This is a genomic window from Actinomadura oligospora ATCC 43269 (assembly GCF_000518265.1).
Taxonomy (GTDB): domain Bacteria; phylum Actinomycetota; class Actinomycetes; order Streptosporangiales; family Streptosporangiaceae; genus Spirillospora; species Spirillospora oligospora.
In genome coordinates, this window is record NZ_JADG01000009.1 from 354242 (window position 1) to 375996 (window position 21755).

18 protein-coding genes are annotated in these 21755 nt (G+C 72.5%); 9 read left to right on the forward strand and 9 right to left on the reverse strand.

Features of this window, described 5'->3' with window-relative positions; all coding sequences use genetic code 11:
* Positions 1-127: 127 nt before the first annotated feature.
* Complete coding sequence (locus P696_RS45755) at positions 128-2224, reverse strand: MMPL family transporter (protein WP_051467672.1); 2097 nt, start codon at positions 2222-2224, stop codon at positions 128-130.
* 323 nt (positions 2225-2547) lie between these two features.
* Between P696_RS45755 and P696_RS45760 the strand changes: the two genes are divergently transcribed.
* The gene (locus P696_RS45760; protein WP_051467674.1) at positions 2548-4062 is read left to right on the forward strand and encodes an MFS transporter; all 1515 of its coding nucleotides are present in this window, start codon (positions 2548-2550) and stop codon (positions 4060-4062) included.
* Between the two features lie 85 nt (positions 4063-4147).
* Here the strand turns inward: P696_RS45760 and P696_RS0115605 are convergent, their stop codons facing one another.
* Together P696_RS0115605 and P696_RS57440 are read right to left on the reverse strand one after the other, a co-directional pair.
* Positions 4148-4633 (reverse strand): SRPBCC family protein, encoded by a 486-nt coding sequence (locus tag P696_RS0115605; protein ID WP_026413074.1) that lies wholly within the window; start codon positions 4631-4633, stop codon positions 4148-4150.
* A 749-nt stretch (positions 4634-5382) separates the two neighbouring features.
* A complete protein-coding gene (locus tag P696_RS57440) occupies positions 5383-6288 on the reverse strand; it encodes a LysR substrate-binding domain-containing protein (protein ID WP_211245760.1) in 906 nt (301 codons plus the stop codon).
* 229 nt (positions 6289-6517) lie between these two features.
* Here P696_RS57440 and P696_RS52475 point away from each other — a divergent pair, with 229 nt between their 5' ends.
* Complete coding sequence (locus P696_RS52475; RefSeq protein WP_051467677.1) at positions 6518-8164, forward strand: serine/threonine-protein kinase; 1647 nt, start codon at positions 6518-6520, stop codon at positions 8162-8164.
* A 23-nt stretch (positions 8165-8187) separates the two neighbouring features.
* Here the strand turns inward: P696_RS52475 and P696_RS0115620 are convergent, their stop codons facing one another.
* Entirely contained in the window at positions 8188-9066 is an 879-nt protein-coding gene (locus P696_RS0115620; RefSeq protein ID WP_026413075.1) for a LysR family transcriptional regulator, read from the reverse strand.
* A 201-nt stretch (positions 9067-9267) separates the two neighbouring features.
* Between P696_RS0115620 and P696_RS0115625 the strand changes: the two genes are divergently transcribed.
* The gene (locus P696_RS0115625; protein ID WP_084337566.1) at positions 9268-10191 is read left to right on the forward strand and encodes a ketopantoate reductase family protein; all 924 of its coding nucleotides are present in this window, start codon (positions 9268-9270) and stop codon (positions 10189-10191) included.
* Positions 10192-10289: 98 nt separating this feature from the next.
* On the opposite strand, the gene P696_RS45775 is transcribed toward P696_RS0115625, so the two are convergent.
* The 5 genes from P696_RS45775 to P696_RS53645 all read right to left on the reverse strand — a co-directional run bounded on the left by P696_RS45775 (position 10290) and on the right by P696_RS53645 (position 15058).
* Complete coding sequence (locus P696_RS45775; protein WP_084337568.1) at positions 10290-11108, reverse strand: urease accessory protein UreD; 819 nt, start codon at positions 11106-11108, stop codon at positions 10290-10292.
* Positions 11105-11794, reverse strand: a complete 690-nt coding sequence (gene ureG / locus P696_RS0115635) for an urease accessory protein UreG (protein ID WP_026413077.1) — start codon at positions 11792-11794, stop codon at positions 11105-11107. The genes P696_RS45775 and ureG overlap by 4 nt, the downstream gene beginning before the upstream one ends.
* 101 nt (positions 11795-11895) lie before the next feature.
* Positions 11896-12570, reverse strand: coding sequence for an urease accessory protein UreF (locus tag P696_RS0115640; protein ID WP_026413078.1), 675 nt, complete (start codon positions 12568-12570; stop codon positions 11896-11898).
* Positions 12571-12591: 21 nt separating this feature from the next.
* Positions 12592-14400 (reverse strand): urease subunit alpha, encoded by a 1809-nt coding sequence (locus P696_RS0115645; RefSeq protein WP_026413079.1) that lies wholly within the window; start codon positions 14398-14400, stop codon positions 12592-12594.
* Positions 14393-15058: an urease subunit gamma gene (locus P696_RS53645; protein ID WP_064744037.1), complete on the reverse strand. Its 666-nt coding sequence runs from the start codon at positions 15056-15058 to the stop codon at positions 14393-14395. The genes P696_RS0115645 and P696_RS53645 overlap by 8 nt, the downstream gene beginning before the upstream one ends.
* Before the next feature lie 321 nt (positions 15059-15379).
* Here P696_RS53645 and P696_RS0115655 point away from each other — a divergent pair, with 321 nt between their 5' ends.
* The 6 genes from P696_RS0115655 to P696_RS0115685 all read left to right on the forward strand — a co-directional run bounded on the left by P696_RS0115655 (position 15380) and on the right by P696_RS0115685 (position 21640).
* A complete protein-coding gene (locus tag P696_RS0115655) occupies positions 15380-15928 on the forward strand; it encodes a hypothetical protein (protein WP_211245761.1) in 549 nt (182 codons plus the stop codon).
* Positions 15929-16209: 281 nt separating this feature from the next.
* Positions 16210-17295, forward strand: coding sequence for a carboxylate-amine ligase (locus P696_RS45785; protein ID WP_170026468.1), 1086 nt, complete (start codon positions 16210-16212; stop codon positions 17293-17295).
* A gap of 124 nt (positions 17296-17419) precedes the next feature.
* Complete coding sequence (locus tag P696_RS0115665) at positions 17420-18700, forward strand: pyridoxal phosphate-dependent aminotransferase (protein ID WP_026413081.1); 1281 nt, start codon at positions 17420-17422, stop codon at positions 18698-18700.
* Between the two features lie 70 nt (positions 18701-18770).
* The gene (locus tag P696_RS0115670; protein ID WP_026413082.1) at positions 18771-19364 is read left to right on the forward strand and encodes a hypothetical protein; all 594 of its coding nucleotides are present in this window, start codon (positions 18771-18773) and stop codon (positions 19362-19364) included.
* 1 nt (position 19365) lies between these two features.
* Positions 19366-21201 (forward strand): pentapeptide repeat-containing protein, encoded by a 1836-nt coding sequence (locus P696_RS58130; protein WP_051467680.1) that lies wholly within the window; start codon positions 19366-19368, stop codon positions 21199-21201.
* Between the two features lie 88 nt (positions 21202-21289).
* On the forward strand, positions 21290-21640 hold the full coding sequence (locus tag P696_RS0115685; RefSeq protein WP_026413083.1) for a zinc ribbon domain-containing protein YjdM: 351 nt from the start codon (positions 21290-21292) through the stop codon (positions 21638-21640).
* Positions 21641-21755: the final 115 nt, after the last annotated feature.

Here is a 21755-nt window from a genome sequence, read left to right on the forward strand (position 1 = left end):
GACAGCGAATCCGTCCGGCGCTACTCGCCTGCCAGCTGGCCGGTGGCTTGCTCTGGCTCGGCGTCCGGGCGGCCGGCGGTTCCGCTTTCGCGGGGCCGCCGGCCGCCCGGCCTCCGGCGCGTCCTCGTCAGTCGTCCACCTTGGCGGGCCACCAGACCCGTTTGCCCACGTCCAGCACGAGGGCGGGGATGAGGAGGCTGCGGACGACGAGGGTGTCGAGAAGGACGCCCCCGGCGATGAGCAGGCCCTGCTGGAGCGCGCCGACGCTCGGGAGGACGGCCAGGACGCTGAAGGTGGCGGCCAGCACCAGCCCGGCGCTCGTGATGACGCCTCCGGTGACGCGCAGCCCGGTGAGGACGCCCTCGCGGTGGCCGTGGAGCCGCACCTCCTCGCGGGCCCGGGACATCAGGAAGATGGTGTAGTCGACGCCGAGGGCCACCAGGAACAGGAACCCGAACAGCAGCAGGCCCCGGTCGATGCGCGGATACCCCAGCGCCCGGTACATCAGTCCGGCCAGGCCGAGCGCCGCGCCGTAGGACAGCACGACCGAGGCGATCAGGAGCAGGGACGCGGTCAGGGCCCGCAGCAGCAGCATCAGCATGAGCAGGACCACGCCGAGGATGAGCGGGATGAGCAGCGCCTCCTCGGCGCCCTGCGCCCGCGACCGGTCGAGGTCGACGGCGGTCTGGCCGCCGACGACGGCTCCGGTGCCCGCCACGGCGTCGCGGACGCGGCCGACGGCGTCCCGGGCCGCCGTGGTGTCGGGCGGGTCGGCGAGGACGACGGCCACGTGGGCGTAGCCGCCGGCCGACCGGTCCCTGGTCGCGCTGGTCACTCCGTGGACCTTCGCGACCTTCGCCAGCACCGCGTCGGCGCCGGCGTCGGCGACGTAGACGTCGGCGGGCTCGGACGACCCCGCCGGGAAGTGCCGGGCGATCTGGCGCTGGCCCGCGACGGCGTCGGTGGTCTTGGTGAACTGCTCGTCGAGGGTCTGACCGGAGTCCAGGGTGAACGAGGCGGCGGCCAGGACGGCCAGGACGGCGGCCGAGCCGATCCAGACCCGGCGCGGCCGGGCGTCGACGGCGGCGGCCACCCGCCGCCACGCGCCGGAGCCCGCACCGGCGGCCGGGGCCGTCCCCGCGACGGGCCTTCTCGGCCAGAAGATCCACCGGCCGAGGCAGACCAGCGTCGCGGGCAGCAGGGACGTGGCGGCCAGGCAGACGACGGCGACGCCGATCGCGACGACCGGTCCGAGGCCCTGGGTGTTGTTCATCTTCCCGAGGACCAGGCAGAGCGAGGCGATCGAGACGGTGGCGGCGGACGCCGCGATGGCGGGCAGGCAGCGGCGCAGCGCGTGCGCCATGGCCTCGTGCCGGTCGGCGCGGCGTCCGAGTTCCTCGCGGTAGCGGGCGATGAGCAGCAGGGCGTAGTCGGTGCCGACGCCGAGCCCGAGCACGGTCAGGATGTAGCTGGACTGGCCGTCCACCTTGAGGTCGGCGTACCGGGCGAGCAGGTAGACCACGCCGGTGGCGATCCAGGTCCCGAAGAACGTCGTCAGGAGCGGGACCAGCCACAGCACGGGACTGCGGTAGGTGACCAGCAGGACCAGCGCGACGATGCCGAGGGTGACCCCGAGCAGGACGCCGTCCATGCCGGAGTAGACCTCGATGTAGTCGGCGATGGTGCCCGCCTGGCCGGTGACGCGGATGTCCAGCCCGGACGGCGCCGCCTTCGCGGTGGTCTTCCGGAGGTGGTCGACGGCGTCGCCGAGGACGCCGTTGTCGTTGGAGGCCATCGGGACGGGCGCGCTGAACAGCACGGACTTCCCGTCGGCGGACCGGGTCGCCGCGGTCGCGCCGGAGGTCGCGCCGCGGTCGCCGTCCACCTTGGCCAGGTCGGCGGGGGTCAGTCCGCCGTCGCGGGTGTAGACGACGACGGCGGTCGCGCGGCCCTTCTCGGCGAAGTGCCGCTCGGCGACGCGGACGGCCCGGGTCGACTGGGAGTCGGCGGGCAGCCAGGAGGCCGGGTCGTTGTCCTGGACGTCGGCGATCTTGGCGGCGAAGCCCCCGGCGATCATCAGGACCAGCATCCAGGCGGCCAGGACCACCCACTTGGCGCGCCTGCCGGTGACGGCGGCGACGTAGCCGTTCCACCGGGACGGCGGGAGCGCCGCTGGCGGCGGCTGCGGGGCTTCGGGAAGTCGGCTTACAGAAGTGTCGGTCATGGGCTTCTCACAGGAGGAGGACTGGGGAACGGTCCGCCGGGCGGTGGAGATTCGAGCGCTCATTGGCCTTGACCCGCGCCGCCCGGCCTCCGTGACGAACGCCGACCGTGACCTGAGTCACACACCCAAACCGCCGCCGCACCGCGCCGCCGTCCCGCTTCGTCCTGCGGGGGGGGTGACGTGACGGGCGTCATATTCGCCGCCGGTCACCTCTCGCGTCGCGCCGCAGTCAGTGAGGTGAGCGCGGCGCCACCGCCCCGCTCCCCCGGGCCGGCCTCTCCCCGGCCGTCCCCCGCACTGAGAACCGACAAGGACGAACACTCATGACGCAGCTCGCATCCGATCCGGTCGGCCCGGGCCGGCCCGGGTTCCTGGGCACCGGCCGGGGCAAGGTGATCCTGGCCCTGCTGTGCCTGGTCGCCTTCATCGACCTCATCGACGCCTCCATCGTCAACGTCGCCCTGCCCGCCATGCGGGACGACCTCGACTTCTCCCAGCAGTCCCTCCAGTGGGTGCCGTCGGGCTACCTGCTCACCTACGGCGGGTTCATGCTGCTCGGCGGCCGGTTCGCCGACCTGCTCGGACGCCGTCGCGTCCTCGTCACCGGGACGGTGCTGTTCGGGCTCGCCTCCGTCCTCGGCGGCCTCGCGCAGAACGAGCAGACGATGATCGCCGCCCGGCTCGCGCAGGGCCTCGGCGCGGCGCTCATGTCCCCGGCCGCGCTGTCGGCGCTCACCACGAGCTTCGTCGGCAAGGAACGGGCCACCGCCCTCGGCGTGTGGGGAGGCGTCGCCGGGGCCGCCTCGGCCATCGGCGTCCTCGCGGGCGGCGCGCTCACCGACGGGCCCGGCTGGCGCTGGGTGATGTGGGTGAACCCGCCCGCGGTCGTGGTCATCGTCGCCGCCGCGCTGTGGCTGCTCGCCGACGACGCGCGGAAGGCGTCCCTGCGGAGCTTCGACCTGCCCGGCGCCGTGCTGGCCACCGGCGGGATGCTGCTGCTGGTCTACGGGCTCGTCGAGGCGCCCGGCAAGGGCTGGGACACCGCGCGCACCTGGCTGTCGCTCGGCGGGGCGCTCGTGCTCCTGACGGTGTTCGCGCTCAACGAGGCCCGCAGCCGCGACCCGCTGCTCCCGCTGTCGATCTTCCGGATCCGGGGGCTGCCGGGAGCCGACGTGGCGCAGCTCGTGGCGATGGCCGGCTTCATCGCGATGTTCTTCTTCCTCAGCCTCTACATGCAGTCGGTGCTCGGCTACTCGCCGGTCAGGACGGGTCTGGCGTACCTGCCGCTCACCGCCGCCGTCGGTGTCGGGTCGGGCATCACCGCGGGGCTGATCCCCAAGGTCGGCACCCGGCCGCTCATCATCGCCGGGCTGCTGGTCGGCGCGGTGGGCATGTGGCTGCTCTCGCGGGTCCCGGTGGACGGCGCCTACCTCACCGACCTGCTGCCGGGCCTGGTCGTCGTCGGCGTGGGCCTCGCCCTGGTGTTCGTCGGGGTCACCACGGCCGCCAACGCCGGGGTCCCCGCGGACAAGGCGGGCCTGGCCGCCGCGCTGGTCAACGCGTCCGGCCAGGTGGGCGGCGCGCTCGGCCTGGCGATCTTCTCGGCGATGGCCACCGCCCGCACCGACGACGTGCTCGCGACGGGGGCCCGTCCGCAGGTCGCGCTGACCGAGGGGTTCCAGCGCGCGCTGCTCGGCGCGGCCCTGTTCATCGCCGCGGCGGCCGTGATCGCCCTGCGGGCCACCAACACCAAGGGCGAGATCCACGAGGACGCCCCCGCGGAGGCGGACGCGGGTGTCCCCGCGTCCACGGGCACCGACGTGGCCGAGTCGGTCTAGAACCGCACGCCCCACCGGCATGCCCAGCCCGCCTTCCCTGGCCGGGCCGGGCATGCCGAACGCGTTGACGCGGGTCGGCCAGGGGTCAGGACCGGTGCGTCGGCGCGGCGAGGTCGGCCAGGTGGCGCAGCGAGTTGGGCAGGTGCTCGGGGCCGAACGGCGGGAACGGGAGGCGCTCGCGGACGGACTGCGGCACCGCCGACCAGTCGTAGGTGAGCGTGACCTCGGTCTCGGACGGGCCGAGGGGCACCAGGTCGTAACGCCACGTCCAGCCGCCGAACTCCAGGCGTCCGTCCTCCCGCTCCGTGCCCGGCATCCAGCCGATGGCGCGCGGCGGGTCGAGCGCGATGACCTTGTTGGCGATCCCGTAGCGCCCGTCCGGATGGTTGGGGTGGTACATGGCCATCCGGAAGACCTGTCCCACCGCGATCAGCGGATCCGGGTCGACGCATTTCTCCACCCAGCCGGTGCCGTCGATCGCGACATGGGTCGTCGGGTCCGCCAGCACCGCGAACACCCTGGCCGCGGGCGCGGCGACGGTCAGGGTGGCGCTCACGATCTCCTGGTCCACGTGGGCACGCTCCTTGTCCTCATCTCGGACCTCCCCGCAGGCAGAGGGAGGACGTTCTCCGTATGCAGACGGCGCGGCACGGCGAAACTCATCGGCCGCGGGGGCCAAACCCTCATCCGTGCTCAGTCGGAGATCATCCCCACCCGGCCGTCACTCACGGCGACCACCCGCCTGCGATTGGCGCAGGTCCGGCGGCGAGGAGGCGTCGACGCGCGCGGAGCCGTGGGCGGGCCGAATCGGGAGGTGGGAGGGGGCTGCCGCAAGCGATCAAGGTGTTCGGGACGCGGGTCCACAATCTGAGGGACCTCGACGTCGAGGTCCCCCTGTGGTCCTGGGTGGGGGTCACGGGGTTGTCCGGGTCGGGCAAGTCCTCGCTGGTCATGGACGTCCTGTACGCCGAGGGGTACCAGCGGCTGCTGGAGGGGCTGAGCACGTACACGCGGCGGCGGATCGGCCAGGCGCACCGTCCGTCCGTGGACCGGATCGCCAACCTTCCGGCCGCGCTGGCGCTGCGGCAGCGACCTCCGGTGCCGGGCCGCCGCAGCACCGTCGGGACGATGACCGAGGTGCTGAACGTGCTGCGGCTGATGTTCTCGCGGCTCGGCTCGCACGTGTGCCCCAACGGGCACCGGCTCGAGCCGCGCCTCGCGTGGAGCATGGGCGAGTGGTACGACTGCCCGGTCTGCGGCGCGCGCTTCGAGGTCCCGAGCGCCGAGTCGTTTAGCCGCCTTCGCCCATCTGGCCCGCCGCTACGCCAAAGCCGCCACCAGCGCATCCGGCGGCCCGTCCGCCGACCTCACCCCGACCGAGTGAATACAGACGGCCAATGGCCCGGCCGCCTTCAGCGGTTTTGGCCTTGGATTTGTTCGGCGGCACGGTGCAGTTCGGTGAGGACCGTGCGGACGGCCTTTCGGGCGGTGCGGTCGCGCTGTCCAGCGGGGCATCAGCGCGACGCCGCCGCCCGCGGCGACGGCCACGGCGACCACCGCGAACTCGTTGATGCGGTGGACGATGTCGAGTCGGCGGTTGGCGACACTGGCGATGGCCTCGATGGTGGACATCAGCGGGAAGCCGTCGTGCACCGTGATCCACGGCTGGTCCGCCACGTCCTGCGGCGTGAGCAGCGGCTTGGACGCCAGCGGGTGGTCGGCGGGCAGGGCGACGTCGAGGGGCTCGTGCAGCAGGGTGGTGGAGGTCACGGTGCGTGGCCATGGCGGGCCGGGGTCGAGACGGTGGGCGAGCACGAGATCGTAGTTGCGGGTGAGCGCGGGGAAGCGGTCCTGGGGGACGTCCTCGTCGGCGAGTGCCGGGCGGGGACGGCCGGGACCGGCGAGCTCGCGCAGCAGGAGCGGGAAGAACACGGACGCCGCGCTGTGGAACGCGGCGACCGACACGTCGCCGTCGGTCTGCTCACCTCCAGCACCGGGCTGCGCGCACCACGGCTCGGAGACGCGCTGATGCTCGCCGCCGCGATCGTCCGGGCCGGGCACGTCGCTCTCGTCGGACGGCTCACCGCGGGCCGTCCCGTGGACCCGCTGCGCCTGACGACCGTCCAGACCGTCGTGGGCACGTCCCTGTTCCTGCCACTCGCTGTCCCCCACCTGCCCGATCTGGGCCGTCGCCATCGGGATCAGCGTCGGCGGCGAACGACTCACCCGGTGGGCCACCCTCGGCGCCGCACTCATGATCGCCGGAACCTCTTGGGGCCAGGCCATCGAACGCACCCACCGCACCACCCCGGCAAGAACCGAGAAGGAGGAGCAAGCGTCCCCGGCCTGAACGGCGGCCTTGCCTGATGCCGCCCGCGCGGAAGGCGAAGGCGCCGGACGGGAGCAGGTCCAGCGGGTGCCGCAACCGAAGGTGGGTTCGCCGCGTCCATAGGTCGTGGAGTGGCGCATCGACGGGTTCGTGGAGATCAGGGAGCTGGGGCGTGGTGGGCAGGGCCGGGTGGTTCTGGCCAGGCACGCGGCGTCCGGTGGCCTGGTGGCGGTCAAGTACCTGCTCGGGAACGCCGGGTCCGGGGCCCGGACGCGGTTCCGGGAGGAGGCGGTCCTTTTGGGCCGGGTCCGCGACCCGCACGTCGCGCGGCTGTACCAACTGGTGGAGGGTGAGCAGGGGCTCGCGCTGGTGATGGAGGCCGTGGACGGCGTCCCCTTCCGGGAGATCCTCGCCCGGTACGGATCACTCGCACCGGAGGCGGCACTGACGGTCCTGAAGGGATCACTGCTCGGCCTGGCCGCCGCGCACGCGGCCGGGGTCGTCCACCGCGACTACAAGCCGTCCAACGTGATCGTCGCCGCCGACGGCCGCAGCAAGCTCATCGACTTCGGCGTCGCGACCATGACAGGCGCCGCATCCGGCTCCGGGACCCCCGCCTACATGGCCCCGGAACAGTGGCTCGGCGAGCCCGCAGGACCGGCCACCGACGTCTACGTCGCCACCTGCGTCTTCGTCGAAACCATCACCGGACACCGCCCCTACGCCGACGACCCCCGCAACGGACACCTCACCGGCACGATCCCCATCACCGAGGTCCCGGAAGCACTGCAACCGCTGATCGAACGCGGGATGGCGAAAGCGGCTGCGTCGCGCCCGCAGGGGGCCGCCGCGTTCGTCCGCGAGCTGGAAGCCGTCGCACAAGCCGCCTACGGACCCGACTGGGAATCACGCGGCGCCCACCTCCTCGCAGGCATCGCCATGGCACTGGCATCGCTGTTCCCCCTCGCCGCCCTCAGTGCCGGAGCAGGGGCCGTCGGCGTAGGTGCCGCAGGTACGGCAGGCGCGGGGACGGTGTCGTCCGGGGGCGTGATGGCCCTACTCACCGGCAAGGCGGGCGTCGTTGTCGCGGCAACCGCGCTCGTCGCGACATCCGCGGCAGGGTACGGCGTGTACCGGACCGTGGAGCCGTCCACGCCTCAGACAAAGCCGCCCGTCGCGTCCGCGCCACCGACGCCGACGCGGGCGATGACGATCGGCCACATCTCGGTCCGCACCCCGGAGAGCTGGCAGGTCCATCCGCTCTCGTCCAGTGATGGGGAGCGCCCCACCAACGACAGCTATTTCGTCGCTCTGGACGACTCCTGCCCAGAGCCCGACACCCACCTCCTGTTCGCTCTGAGCGAGTGCAAGGGCTTCGTGGTCATGGGGCCGAGCTTCGCCGACCGCCCGGGCGACTACATCGGCGACAGGTACTCCCCCGATGACACCTTCAGCTCCCTGTTCAACCAGGACGAGGGCATGAACTGCCCGGGCCACAAGGACCTGCGCGGAGGCGCGAAGAGCCGTGGGGCGAGCAGGACCGCCGACAGGTTCGCTCCCATCGGCGCCCGCACGGCGAGGTTCGTCGAATGGTCCGCCCCGTGCTGGACGCGCGGCGTCGATGAATTCGGTGACCGCTTCTTCCCCAAGACGCGGACGTCCATCGTCTACACCGAGAGGCTCTGGTACCTGCCGGACTCGAAGATCCTCGTCGTGGACTTCTGGCGTACCCCGGGTCTGGAGAACGTCCTCGCCAAGGCGACCTGGACGTAGCGGCAACCGTGGCCGATCGGCTTCTAGCGCTGGTGGCCGACCATGTCGGCGAAGGTGCGGGCGAGCGGGGTGAGCGCGTCCCAGCGGCGGACGGCCCATCCGACCGGCAGGGGCGGCAGGTCCGGCAGGGGCAGGAACCTCAGGGGGCCTCCCCGCGCGCCCTGGCCGGGCAGGGACGGGACGACGGCGTGCCCGACGCCGAGTTCGGCCAGCAGGATGGCGGTGTCCCAGTCGGCGACGCCGGTGTCCGAGGTGAGGTGGACGCCGAGGCGGGCGAAGGCGGTGTCCAGGTGGGCCCGCGAGGAGGAGTTCTCCGGGAGCCGGATGTGCCGGATCCCGGCGAGGTCGGCGGCGGTGAGCGACGACCGGCGGGCGAGCGGGTCGTCGGCCCGGACGGCCAGCACCCACGCCAGCTCGACGACCGGACGCTGCTCGACGCCGCGCACCGGGCCGCCGATGGTGACCCAGGCCAGGTCGACCGAGCCTTCGGCGAGCGCGTCGAAACAGCTTCGGCTGGACGTCTCCGTCCGGAACTCCAGGCTCGCCTCCGGGTGGCGTTCGCGGAACGCGACGACCGCCTCGGACATGAAGTGCCGCACCGTCGTCGACCCCGTGGTCACCCGGACCGATCCGGCCTCCCCGCGCGCGAGTTCGCCGAGGCGGCGCAGGGCCGAGTCCAGCCCTGCGAGCCCCTCCCGGGCCGCCGCCTGGAGCACCAGGCCCTCCGGGGTGGGCACGACCCCGCGCGGACGGCGTTCCAGCAGGCGCACTCCCGTCGCCCGCTCCAGCCGTTTCACGTGCTGGCTCACCGCGGACTGGGTGCAGGAGAGGTCCCTGGCGACGGCGCTCAGGCTTCCCGCCTGGCAGACCGCCACGAAGACGCGCAGGTCGTCGAAGGTCATGGACACGCGGGACAAGATACTCCCGGCGGTCCAAGAAAACCCTTGGGGATATGCAAGAAGACCCGAGGATTGACTTGGTACCGGGCGTCTCGAAATCATCGCTGCGAAGGGCGGCAACCCGTCTCCCTCCCTCTTGCCGATCCGCGCGCGGGGCGAGGCGGGCGGGCGACGGGTGCCGACCCACGACTTGAGAGGACGCACGTGCACGACATCACCCCCGTCACCAGCGACTCCGTCGCGGTCCCGCCTCCGCTGAAGGTGGCCGTGCTCGGCCCCGGAGGAGTCGGCGGCCTGCTCGCCGCGCTGCTCTCCCGCGCCGGGCACCGCGTGATCTGCATCGCGGGCGAGGAGACCGCCGAGACGCTGCGTCGCAGCGGCGTCCAGGTGCGCAGCGGGCAGTTCGGCCACTTCTCCGCGAAGGTCGAGGCGGACACCGAGCTTCGTGAGCCCGTCGACCTGTGCCTGGTGACGGTCAAGCACACCGCGCTCGGGCAGGCGCTCGACCGCGTCCCCGGCAAGTACCTCGGTGACGGTCTGGTCCTGCCCCTGCTCAACGGCATCGAGCACACCGACAGCCTGCGGGAACGGTACGGCACGCAGCGGGTGGCACCGGCCGTGATCCGCGTCGAGTCCACGCGCACCGCGCCCGGCGTCATCGAGCACGGCAGCCCGTTCACCGAGATCGACCTCGCGGGTCCGCCGGAGCGGCTCGAACCGCTCGCCGCGCTGCTCACCGCGGCCGGGGCGGCGACGCGCGTCCTGCCGGGCGAGGACGCCGTCCTCTGGGCCAAGCTGGCCTTCCTCGCCCCGTTCGCCCTGCTCACCACGCGCTACCGGCAGCCCGTCGGCACGATCCGGTCCGAGCGGCGCGAGGAGCTCGCGGCGCTGGTCGAGGAGACCACCGCGGTGAGCCGGGCCTGCGGCGCGCCGATGGACGCCGCCCAGGTCATGGCCCGTTACGACGCGTTCCCGCCCGGCGGCAAGTCCTCCATGCAGCGTGACGCGGAGGCGGGCCGTCCGCTGGAACTCGACGCGATCGGAGGAGCCCTGCTGCGAGCGGCCGGACGGCACGGCGTCCCCGTGCCGCTCGCGGAACGCCTCGTCGCCGAACTGACGGAAGGCTGACCTTCGCCGCGTTCGCCACGTTCGCCGCTGGGCGCGACGACGACGCGGTACCGGTCGGCGCCCGCGGGGCGTCGGCCGGTGAGGGCGGTGCCTGGGTGTCAGAAGAGGTGGGCCAAAGCGGAGTCGAGGCATCTCTGCAGGTCACCCGCATCCGGGGCCAGGGCGGTGAGAAGGGTGCCGGGACCGGCGAGCGGCGTGAGGACGGCGTGCGCGCCTGACGGGACGTCGGTGAGGAGCCGGGCTTCGGCCGGATGCTCGTGATCGGTGGGATCGACGACCAGGAGTTGTCCGACGGCGCGATGACCGGCCAGGACGGCGGGTCCGTCCCAACCCGGGACGCCGGGGCCGTAGGTGGTTTCCTGGTCCAGGACCGTCCGCCCGTCGCGGCGGACGGTGAGGCGGCTGCTCAGTCGTCCCGGAGGTTCGTGCGCGCGGCCGAGGATCTGCTGCTCGCTCAGCACCAGCCGGGCGGTGGACGCCAGCTCGATGCGGATGTGCTGGCGCAGGTCGCTGCCCGCCGCCGAGATGAGCGGTTCGGGCAGCCAGGCCAGGCGTGCGGAGTCGGCCACGCGCAGCGCCACCTCGTGGACGGCGGGTTCGAGGGTGGGGCCGGGCAGCGCGACGGTGGCGGCGGCGGAGGTGACGTGCAGGTCGGCGTCCGGGCCGATGGCGGCCTCGATGCGCAGGCGGTCGCCGTTGTGCGGGGCGCTCATGGTGTTCAGCAGGCAGACACGTGCCTGGGGTCCGCGTGAGGGCATCCGGCGCAGGACGAACGGGCCGTCGCCGTGGAGCAGCGGCAGGTCCGTCGTTCCGTCCGCGGCCTCGGCCCTGATGCGGGCGGTGGCGGACAGGCCGAAGCGGTGGTGCCCGCCCGCGGCGGCGAGCAGCCCGCGGTGGCGGGCCGGCGCCGCCGTCATGACCGGACGGCGGTGTGCTCGGCGAGGCGGCGGCTGATCCAGTCGGCGATCGGGTCGACGCCGTGGTCGTCCTTGACGCTGGTGAGGACGGTGGGCAGCGGGCCGCGTGCGGCCTCGGCGTCGCGGCGCATGGCGTCCAGGTCGGCGCCGACGTGCGGGGCCAGGTCGGTCTTGTTGATGACGAGCAGGTCGGCGGCGGTGACGCCGGGGCCGCCCTTGCGGGGGATGTCGTCGCCGCCCGCCGTGTCGATGACGAAGATCTGGTGGTCGACCAGGCCCTTGGAGAACGTCGCGGTGAGGTTGTCCCCGCCGGATTCGATGAGGACGAGGTCGAGGGGGTCCAGTCGTTCCTGGAGGTCTTCGACGGCTTCGAGGTTGGCGGAGATGTCGTCGCGGATGGCGGTGTGGGGGCAGGCGCCGGTCTCCACGGCGGTGATCCGTTCGGGCGCCAGCACCGCCTGGCGCAACAGGGCTTCGGCGTCCTCGCGGGTGTAGATGTCGTTGGTGACCACCGCGATCGACACGGTGTCGCGCAGCCGCCGGCACAACGCGGCGACCGTGGCGGTCTTGCCGGAGCCGACAGGTCCGCCCAGGCCGACGCGCAGCGGGCGGGGACGGCCGCCGGACCGGGCCGCGGCGGGAGGGATGATCTCGGCGCGAACGGGGTCGGTGTGATGCAGGTGCATGGCGCCTCTCGAAATGGCGGTCAAGGTGCGAACGGTGGCGTCGAGGTCGGATTCCGGACGGTTGAGGCCAAGGCCAGGACGCGGTCAAGGCCGGGACGGGGTCAGCTGGCGAACAGGCGCACCGGCCAGGTCGCGTGCTGTTCGGCGGTGATCTCCAGCAGTGGCGCGGACGTGGCGGGCAGCGCGTCCACCCCTTCGGCGGGCAGCCGCGCGGCGTGCCCGGCGGCCTGGGAAGCGACGTGTTCCATGTCGCCGCACAGGCCGGCGGTGACGGCGGTGGCCTGGAACGGGTCGAGGCCGAGCAGGCGGATCGCGGCGGTCACCGGCCCGCAGACACTGTCGTAGGCGGCGGCCTGTGCGGCGTCGTACGGGGTCAGCGCGGCCATGCGCGCGGCGACACCGAGGACGACGGGCTGATGTGCTCCCCCCGGACGCGCCGCCGCGAGATCGTCCAGTTCGGGGCCGGGCCAGGTGACGCGGACGGCGCGCATCAGCTGACGGCCGAGCCTGCGCGCGACCCGCCGCAGGGCAGGTGAAGGCGTGCGGGCGTCGGCCGCCTCGTCCAGCGACAGCGGGTCGTACCCGGTCGCCGCCCCGGCGGCCAGGGCGGCGGCGACCAGGCCGGTGGTGTGCAGCCGCCCTTGGCAGAAGTCCCGCAGGGTGGCGGCGTCGTGGACACGTCCCGCCGCGATGGCCGTCTCGGCTCCTCCGGAGTGCGCGTGCCCGCCGGAGGGGAAGCGGCCGTCGCCGAGGATCAGCAGTGACAGGGGGCTCATCGTCGCTCCAGGCGAAGGCGGTCAGAACAGGAAGTACCGCTGGGCCATGGGCAGTTCGTCGCGGTAGTCCGGCGTGACGGTGTCCTGGTCGATGCCGACGCCGACGTCTCCGGTCCGGTCGTCCTGCTCGGTGGCTCCGCCGCTGCCCTCGATGACCACGGTGAAGCTGTCGGGGTCGACGTCGATGCGCGGGGTGGCGTCGTTCTCGCGCATGTCGGCCTTGCTCAGCCCGCGCGTGCTGGTGATCGTCACGAACTCCTTGGCGAGCCCGGTCACCTCCCCGGCGAACCGCTCGGAGACGAAGGTGACCGAGTTGGCCCCCGGGGCGCGTCCGAGCGCGCCGAACATGCGGCGGGGAAGGACCGGCTGCGGGGTCGGGATGGACGCGTTGGGGTCGCCGACCTGCGCGTAGGCGATCTGCCCGCCCTTGATCACCAGGTACGGCTTGACGCCGAAGAACGCGGGCTCCCACAGGACCAGGTCCGCGAGTTTGCCCGCCTCCACCGACCCGACCTTGTGGGCGACGCCCTGGGCGATGGCCGGGTTGACGGTGTACTTGGCGACGTACCGGCGGGCCCGCATGTTGTCGGCGGGGCCGTCGCCGTCCAGGGCGCCGCGCTGCCGTTTCATCACGTGCGCGGTCTGCCAGGTCCGCAGGATCATCTCGCCGATGCGTCCCATCGCCTGGGCGTCGGACGACATGATCGAGATGGCGCCGAGGTCGTGCAGCACGTCCTCGGCCGCCATCGTGGACGGCCGGATCCGCGAGTCGGCGAACGCCAGGTCCTCCTTGACCTTCGGGTTGAGGTGGTGGCAGACCATCACCATGTCGACGTGCTCGGTGACGGTGTTGACCGTCAGCGGACGGGTGGGGTTGGTCGAGGCGGGCAGGACGTTGGGCCGCGACGCCATCTCGATCATGTCCGGGGCGTGCCCGCCGCCCGCCCCCTCCACGTGGAAGGCGTGGATGCAGCGGTCGCCGACGGCCTCGAGCGTGCTCTCCAGGAACCCGGCCTCGTTGAGGGTGTCGGCGTGGATGGCCAGCTGCGCGCCGGACTCGTCGCAGACCTCCAGGCAGGCGTCCAGGACGGCCGGGGTCGCGCCCCAGTCCTCGTGGACCTTGAACCCGATGACGCCCGCGGCGAGCTGGTCGCGCATGGACGCCTTGGACATCGTCGCGCCCTGGCCGAGCAGCCCGATGTTGACGGGGGAACCGTCCAGCGCCTCCAGCAGCGTGGCGACGTGCCAGGAACCGGGCGTGACCGTGGTGGCCTTGCTGCCTTCGGCCGGGCCCGTGCCGCCGCCGATGAGGGTGGTGACGCCGGAGGCGAGCGCCTCGTCGAGCTGGTCGGGGCAGATGAAGTGGACGTGGGTGTCCACCCCGCCGGCGGTGAGGATCCTCCCGTTTCCGGCGATGATCTCGGTCTCCGGGCCGACGACGATGTCGGTGGCCACGGGATGGCCGTCGTGGCGCCGGTTCATGGTCTCGGGGTTGTAGGCCCGGCCGAGGGCGACGATGTGGCCGTCCCGCAGCGCGACGTCGGCCTTGACCACGCCCCAGTGGTCCAGGACCACCACCCCGGTGATCACCGTGTCCGGGGCGCCGTCGGCGCGCGACACGCAGGACTGGCCCATCGACTCGCGGATCACCTTGCCGCCGCCGAACACCGCCTCGTCGCCGCTGTGCCCCGGGCCGCCCGTCCAGTCCTCGGTGACCTCGATCCGCAGGTCGGTGTCGGCGAGGCGGATCCGGTCGCCCGTCGTCGGCCCGTAGAGGTCGGCGTACTCGGCGCGCTCCAGCCGCGGACGGCACACCTCGGGTTCAGTCATCGAGCGGCCCCCGCACTTCCCCGCGCAGCCCCTGGACGACCCGCTCCCCCTGCAGCGGAACCAGGTCGACCTCGACCCGGCAGGCCGTCTCGAAGCGCCGCGACTTTCCGGCCGGGATGTTCAGGCGCCGGCCGTACGCGCACTCCCGGTCGGGCTCCGCGCCCGCCGCGACCGGCACGGGCCGGATCTCGAGCGCCGGGTTCACCTCGTAGAAGTGGTAGTGCGAGCCGACCTGCACCGCCCGGTCGCCGGTGTTGCGGACCTCGACCCGCGTCACCGGCAACCCCGCGTTCACCAGCACCGGCTCCGCGTCGTCCGGATGCTCGACCTGCCCGGGACCCGCGACGTCCGCCCTCGCGGGGATGGGGTCGGTGATGGTCACCAGCTTGGTGCCGTCGGGGAAGGTCGCCTCCACCTGGATCGTCTCCAGCATCTCCGGGACGCCCTCCATCACCTCCTGACGCGTGAGCACGCCGCGCCCCGAGGACATGAGTTCACGGACGGTCCTGCCGTCCCGGGCGCCTTCCAGGACGTGCGAGGTCAGCAGGGCCACCACCTCGGGATGGTTCAGCCGGAGCCCCCGCGCCCGGCGCTTGGCGGCCACGTCGGCGGCGACATGGATCATCAGCCGTTCCTGTTCGTGAAGGGTCAGGTGCACGGGTGGTTCCTCCTCGGCTGGGGCCGTCGGTCCGAGCATGCCTCCCCGAAACCGGTCAATCACCAAAAGTGACGCCAAAAGGGTTCGCTGGCCACTTCAGCCTCACCGTTCCGCCATGCCCCCTGGAAACCGCCGTCCCCTGGAAAACCGCCCGTCACCTGAAACCGCCGGTCATCTCCGGCCCTAGCGTTTTGGTGACAGCTTTATAGCGACAGAACGGTCTTAACGGGGCGTACACCAACCAGTGACCTCAAACGGCCATGCTCCTGAACGTTTCAGCCGCCGCGCAAAGGTCGGCGGCTCGACACCCAGGGAGTCGACGTGCCCCTTCACGTCCACACCGCCAAGGCCCTGGCCGTGCTCAGCGCAGCCGCCTGCGTCGCGGTCGCCGTCACGAGCCCCGCGACCGCCGCCCCCATCGCTCCCAGCTCGTTCCCGCCCGGCTACTGCCACGCCTCCAGCCTCGACCCGGCGACCACGCGCCCCGACCCGAACTGCACGCCCGGCGCCCTCAACCCCGCCGTGACGCAGTCGACCATCCACCAGACCATCTGCGTCGGGGGCTACTCCGGGTCGATCCGTCCGCCGTCCTCCTACACGACGGCGCTGAAGAAGCAGCAGATCATCGAGTACGGGTACAGCGACACGAGCACGTCGTCCTACGAGGAGGACCACTTCATCCCGCTCAGCCTCGGCGGCGCGCCACGCGACCCGCTGAACCTGTGGCCCGAGCCGGGCGGCTCCCCCAACCCCAAGGACGGCATCGAGTTCAAGCTGTACAAGGCCGTCTGCGCCGACCAGGTCACCCTCGCGGCCGCGCAGCACGCGATCGTGACGGACTGGACCACCGCCGACCAGATCATCCCGTAACCCCAGCTCTCCCCCACAGGCCCCGGAAGGTGCTTCCGGGGCCTGTGGACTGCCTGCCGCCAGATGGGGTCAAAGCGCCGAAACGCGTTCCCTGTGGGCAAATATGACAATCGGTTATAATGGATGCGCGATATGTGACCATCGGGGCTTGAATCCATCTTCGCCCCTGAGTGGGAGTCCGAGACTCGCAGGCACGTCCCAGTCCAGGTGGAGGAGTCGTGTCCACACCAGGTGTCAGACCCGCGACCATCGCACCGCCGGCAGCCCGATCATCGCTGACGGTGGGAGTGGAGGAGGAGTTCCTTCTCGTCGACGCGCGCACCTTCGAGTTGTCCGCGAACGCCAAGACCGTCCTCGCCGACGCGGACGACGGCAGTGGCACCATGCACATGGAGGCCACCCGCTACCAGGTGGAGTCCGCGAGTCCCATCGCCCGGACGGCCGGCGAACTGCACGACGACCTGCTGCGGCTGCGGCGGAGTTACGCCGAGGCCGCGGCGGCGCGCGGATGCCGGCTGGTCGCCTGCGGCACGCCCGTGCTCCGCAGGACCGACGAGCCGGTCCTCGCCGACGAGCCGCGCCGCCACGTGCAGCGCGCCCGGTTCGGCGCGCTCACCGACACCCTCGTCGACTCCGGCTGCCACGTCCACGTCGGCACGATCGACCTGGCCGAGGCGGTCCGCGCCGCCGACCACCTGCGGCCCTGGCTGCCCACCCTGATCGCGCTCGGCGCCAACTCGCCGTTCAAGGACGGCACCGACACCGGTCACGCCAGCTGGCGCACGGTCGCCGGGTCCGAGTGGCCCTGCTCCGGGATCCCGCCGCGGCTGGGCACGCCGGAGCACTACCTGGCGGCCCTGGACACGCTGATCGGGTCCGGCACGATCATGGACGAGAAGATGGTCTATTGGGACGTCCGCCCGTCCATGACGTGGCCGACCGTCGAGGTCCGCGCGCCCGATGTCGCCATGAGCGTCGAGGAGGCCGTCCTGCAGGCCGTCCTGACGCGGGCCCTGGTGCACGCCGCGCTGCGCGCCCGGGACCGGGGGGAGCCCGCGCCCGAGGTCTCCGACGAGGTCCTGACGCTGGCGCGCTGGCGCGCCGCCCGGGACGGCCTGGAGGGACGGGCCGTCCATCCCTGGACCGCCGAACTCGTCCCGGCCCACGTCCTGGTCGACGAGCTGATCGCCCATGTGCTCGACGACCTGACCGACGCGGGCGACCTGGACTACGTCACCACCGTCATCGCGAGGCTGAGGCTCGACGGCTGCGGCGCGCACCGCCAGCGCCGGGTCTACGAGCGGCGGCGCCGCTTCACCGACGTCGTCCGCCACCTCGCGGACGTCACCGAGGCCCGGGAGCCGTGATCCCCATACCGACCAGGTGAGACGCATTCCCTAGACCGGTCGGGGCAGCTTCGAGGGCGACCACGCCCCTGCCTCGGCCACGGTCAGCCGTCCAGGCTGCCCGCGCGCAGAAGGAGACCGAGCGATGACCAGCTGGCGTATGGCTCCCAACCTGGAGTTGAACCAGCTCGTGGACCGAAGGAACGCCGCCGGAGCCGACATCCTGAACCTGGCGTTCGGAGAATCCCGTCTACCGCTGCTTGCGTCGTTGGCCGCGCTGCTCTCGGCGGCGGCGTACCAGACCACCTACGGGCCGGTCGCCGGAACGCAGGCCGTCCGGGACGCGGGCGCCCGGTACTTCGCCCGCCGCGGACTGCCCACCGACGCCGGCCAGGTCGTCGTCGCGCCGGGCAGCAAGCCGATCCTCGAGGCCATCCAGTTCGCCGTCGACGGTGACGTGCTGCTGCCGAAGCCCTGCTGGAACAGCTACGCGCCGCAGGCGCGGCTCGCCGGCAAGGTCCCGATCAGCGTGCCCATCACCCACCTGTACGGCGGCGTCCCGGACCCGAGCGCGCTGCGGGCTGCCATCCGCACCGCGCGCGCACGCCGCCTGGATCCCAGGCTGCTGATCTGCACCGTGCCCGACACCCCGACCGGCACCGTCGCGTCGCCCGACCTGGTGCGGGCGATCTGCGAGGTCGTCGAGGACGAGGACCTGATCCTCGTGTCGGACGAGATCTACCGCGACACCATCCACGACACCCGGACGCCGTTCCTCAGCCCGGCCGAGCTCATCCCGGACCGCACGGTCGTCACCACCGGCCTGTCCAAGAGCCTGGCCCTGGGCGGCTGGCGGATCGGCCTGGCCAGGTTCCCCGCCGGTGAGCGCGGCGAGCGGATCCTGACCGGCGTGATCTCGGTGGCCAGCGAGATGTGGTCCACCCTGGCGCGCCCGATGCAGGAGGCCGCCGACTACGCGTTCGGCGACCCGCCGGAGGTCCGCCAGCGCCTGAGCGCGAGCGCGCGCCTGCACGGCGCGGTCGCCCGGGCCCTGCACTCGGTCCTGGTCGACGCCGGCGCCCAGTGCCGTCCGCCGACCGGAGCGTTCTACGTCTATCCCGACTTCGAACCGCTGCGGACGCCGCTGGCGACGCTGGGCGTCACCGACTCCCGCACGCTCCAGAAGTTCCTCTTCGACGAGTACGACATCGCCGTCTTCGCGGGTCACCTGCTGGGCGACGACTCCGAGGCGCTGCGTTTCCGGGCGGCGACCAGCATGCTCTACGGCTGGACGCGTGAGGAGCAGGAGACCGCGCTGTCCAGCGCCGACCCGGTGTCCCTGCCTCACATCCGCAAGTCCCTGACGCGCATCGCGGACGCCATGGCCGACCTCCGCTCGCGCTGCTTCGCGGAGACCGCCATCTGACCGGCGTCCACTGAGGAGGATCGCCGGATTCGCGGAAAGTGTCGGGTCGGGCCGCTAGGGTCCCGTGCCTATGATCAACTGGCGCGTGGCGACCGAGGGCTTCGACCCGACCTTCCCCGATCCCCTCGGGATGCTCGACCTGGGCTTTCTCGGGGGAGGCGGCCTGCACCCGGAGGCCCGCGAGGACTTCGGGACGATCCTGGCCGGGACCCTTCAGGACCTCGAGTCCAAGCTGGCGATGGGCCCCGGCAAGCACATGAAGAACGCGACCGGCTGGACGGTCGACGCGTCGGGCATGGGCGATCTGCTGGCCGACTACGAGGTCGACTGGGCCTACGACGACAACGCCGTGACCACGGTGCTCCAGAACATGTCCCGGACGATCGCCGGGCGCGCGGCCGAGCTCCGAAGCGGCTCCCTGGCGTACTACGTCCGGACGAGCGAGCCCGGGGCCGGTCCGCTGGACGTCACACTCTGCAGGTCGACCGAGTGGCAGAACGAGGACGCCGGGCTTCGTCCGGGCGTCATGGAGGCCGTCGCCGTCGAGCTGGAACACCGCTCCGGCGTCGCGATCGCCGTGCTGATGCCGTACGAGTACCGCACCGGCCGTCTCTTCCTCGGCGGTCCGGTGGCCGTCCCGTCCCGACGCCGCTACTGGGGCTGACATGTCGACCGACATCTTCGGAGTGCGCGTCCTCGGCGTCGACCCCGACCGGCGCGAGGTGCGGTTCCGCGTCTTCGTCGTCTACTACGAGACGGCCGCGCGAAGCCACCTGTCCCCACCCGGCCGCGACCGGGGTTTCCACCTCGGCCTGCTGTGGGAGAGCGGGCGCTGGGACCATCCGATCGGCGAGGCGACGATCAGCGTGGAACAGATCCTCGACGACGACTGGCGCGCCGCGAACGCCCGCTGGTTCGTCGAGGACGTCGAGTGCACGGCCCGGCGGAACGACCCTCCGAGCCCGGAGTGCTGGGAGCTCCTGAACGACTTCTACCACGAACGCGCCGGCCGCTGGCGCGACGAGGACCACCTCGTCCAGGCCGACTACACCGTCAGGGTCACCCACGAGCGCTGGATCGAGCACCTCTCCGAGGGCGACGCCTGGGGTTCGACCTGGTACCCGCTGTGGGCGGACGACCCCCGTCCCGAAGACCTCCCGCACCTTCCCGACCTGCGCGATCCGGTGGCCGTCCTCGAGCCGTTCGACGGCGGCGAAGCCGAGGAACTGGCCTTCTCCGACGACGGGCGTTACCTCGCCGTCCTGCACGGCGAGGGCGAGCTGGTGGTCTATGCGACCGCCACCTGGTCGGAGCACGCCCGCGAGAGCATCGCGTCGGGCTTCGTCCACCCTCGCCTCATGTGGGTGCCGGGACGTCCGGTGATCACGGTCCTGGACAGGGAGGACGACCGGCAGGCGGCGTACGACGCCGACGCCCGCGTCGTCACCGCCGTCCCCGAGGAGGGCGGCTTCGCGCGCTCGCGGACCGGCCGCCACCGGGTGGAGTTCGGCTACCAGTCCGGCGTGCGCTTCCTCGGCGGCCCCACTGTTCTCGGCTCGGGCGAGGACCGCGTCAGCATCGGCTCCGTGTCGTTCACCGAGGACGAGTCCCGGCTGTTCGCCGCTGGAACGGGCCCTGTCGTGCACGTGATCGACCCCGGGACCGGCGTCGTCGACCGGATCGACGAGCCGTGCGACCAGCTCTGGGCGGTCGCGGTGAGCCCGGACGGCGCGTACCTGGCGACCTCGCTGTTCGTCTCCCACCGGGACGAGAGGCAGGAGGTGCGTGTCCGCCGCGTGGGCCGTCCCGAGATCGCCACGCGCCACCGTCCGGGCGCGTTCGTCCCTCGGCTCGAGTGGTCGCCCGACGGCCGTCTGCTCGCCGCCATCGTGAACGACCAGGACGCGCCCAAGGTCCACCTCCTTCCCGTCGGCCTGCCCGCCGAGCCGCCGGAGGCGCTTCGTCCTCCTCCCGGAGGCCCGCGGACCAGGGAGCCGAAACCCGAACTCGACCCTCAGCTGACGCGCGAGCTGGCGTTCTCCGGTGATCCGGTCACCCAGGACGAGCTGGACGTGGTCGCACGGGATCACTCCCGCTGGGTCGACTCCGGAGGCGGCTTCGGCGGCTTCCAGACCCTGGCGGTCGGCGGCCTCGTCATTGCGGTCTACGAGGGGCCGAACGGCAAGGACGGCAGTCAGGCGAGGCTGGCCAACCGCATGCTGCCGAGCGACCTCGGCCTTCGCGAAGTGGCGTTGCCGTGGGCCGACCTGACCGGAGTCGTGGGCGAGTCGGTCGACCTTTCCGGCGCCTACCTGCGCGGCGCCACCATCACCGACGCCCACCTCTCCCGGGCGTGCCTGCGGAACGCGATCCTGAGGGACGCCGACCTGTCCCGCGCCGACCTGCGGGACGCGGACCTCTCCGGCGCCGACCTGACGGGAACCGACCTCGAGGACGCCGACCTGACCGGCGCCCGCCTGGACGGCGCCAAGGGCATCTGACCCCGAGTCCCTCCCCCGCGCGGGCGGTCGTGCCGACGGGCGCGTTCGCCGTCGGCCGGGGCTCTGACCTGGGCGGTAGGATCACCCGGTGAGTGAGAACCTGCCTCCGTGCCCCGAGTGCTCCAGCGCCTTCACCTATGAGATGGGCGCCCTTCTGGTCTGCCCCGAGTGCGCGCACGAATGGACCCCGTCCACGGCCGCGGACGGCCGCGAGGACGGGGCGATCCGGGACGCGGTCGGCAACGTCCTCGCCGACGGCGACACCGTCACGGTCGTCAAGAGCCTGAAGGTGAAGGGCAACCCGGCCGGGATCAAGGCGGGCACCAAGGTCCGCAACATCCGGCTGGTCTCCGGCGGGGTGGACGGCCACGACATCGACTGCAAGATCGACGGGTTCGGGGCGATGCAGCTCAAGTCCAGCGTCGTGAAGAAGGCCTGACCCGGCCTCCGGAGCCTCGAGGCTCCGCCGGATTCCGTCGCTCCCGGCGCGGCCGGGTCGGGCGGCCCCCGCCAGGCTGTGACTCAGGCCACGGCTGCTCCTGTCAGGAATCGGC

Bases quoted from the DNA above. Each gene is read 5' to 3' on its own strand.
- P696_RS0115665 (WP_026413081.1), top strand. From the start codon at position 17,420: ATGACCAGCTGGCGTATGGCTCCCAACCTGGAGTTGAACCAGCTCGTG.
- P696_RS0115640 (WP_026413078.1), bottom strand. From the start codon at position 12,570: ATGAGCCCCCTGTCACTGCTGATCCTCGGCGACGGCCGCTTCCCCTCC.
- P696_RS45775 (WP_084337568.1), bottom strand. From the start codon at position 11,108: ATGACGGCGGCGCCGGCCCGCCACCGCGGGCTGCTCGCCGCCGCGGGC.
- P696_RS0115620 (WP_026413075.1), bottom strand. From the start codon at position 9,066: ATGACCTTCGACGACCTGCGCGTCTTCGTGGCGGTCTGCCAGGCGGGA.
- P696_RS45760 (WP_051467674.1), top strand. From the start codon at position 2,548: ATGACGCAGCTCGCATCCGATCCGGTCGGCCCGGGCCGGCCCGGGTTC.
- P696_RS58130 (WP_051467680.1), top strand. From the start codon at position 19,366: ATGTCGACCGACATCTTCGGAGTGCGCGTCCTCGGCGTCGACCCCGAC.
- ureG (WP_026413077.1), bottom strand. From the start codon at position 11,794: ATGCACCTGCATCACACCGACCCCGTTCGCGCCGAGATCATCCCTCCC.
- P696_RS0115645 (WP_026413079.1), bottom strand. From the start codon at position 14,400: ATGACTGAACCCGAGGTGTGCCGTCCGCGGCTGGAGCGCGCCGAGTAC.
- P696_RS0115670 (WP_026413082.1), top strand. From the start codon at position 18,771: ATGATCAACTGGCGCGTGGCGACCGAGGGCTTCGACCCGACCTTCCCC.
- P696_RS45755 (WP_051467672.1), bottom strand. From the start codon at position 2,224: ATGACCGACACTTCTGTAAGCCGACTTCCCGAAGCCCCGCAGCCGCCG.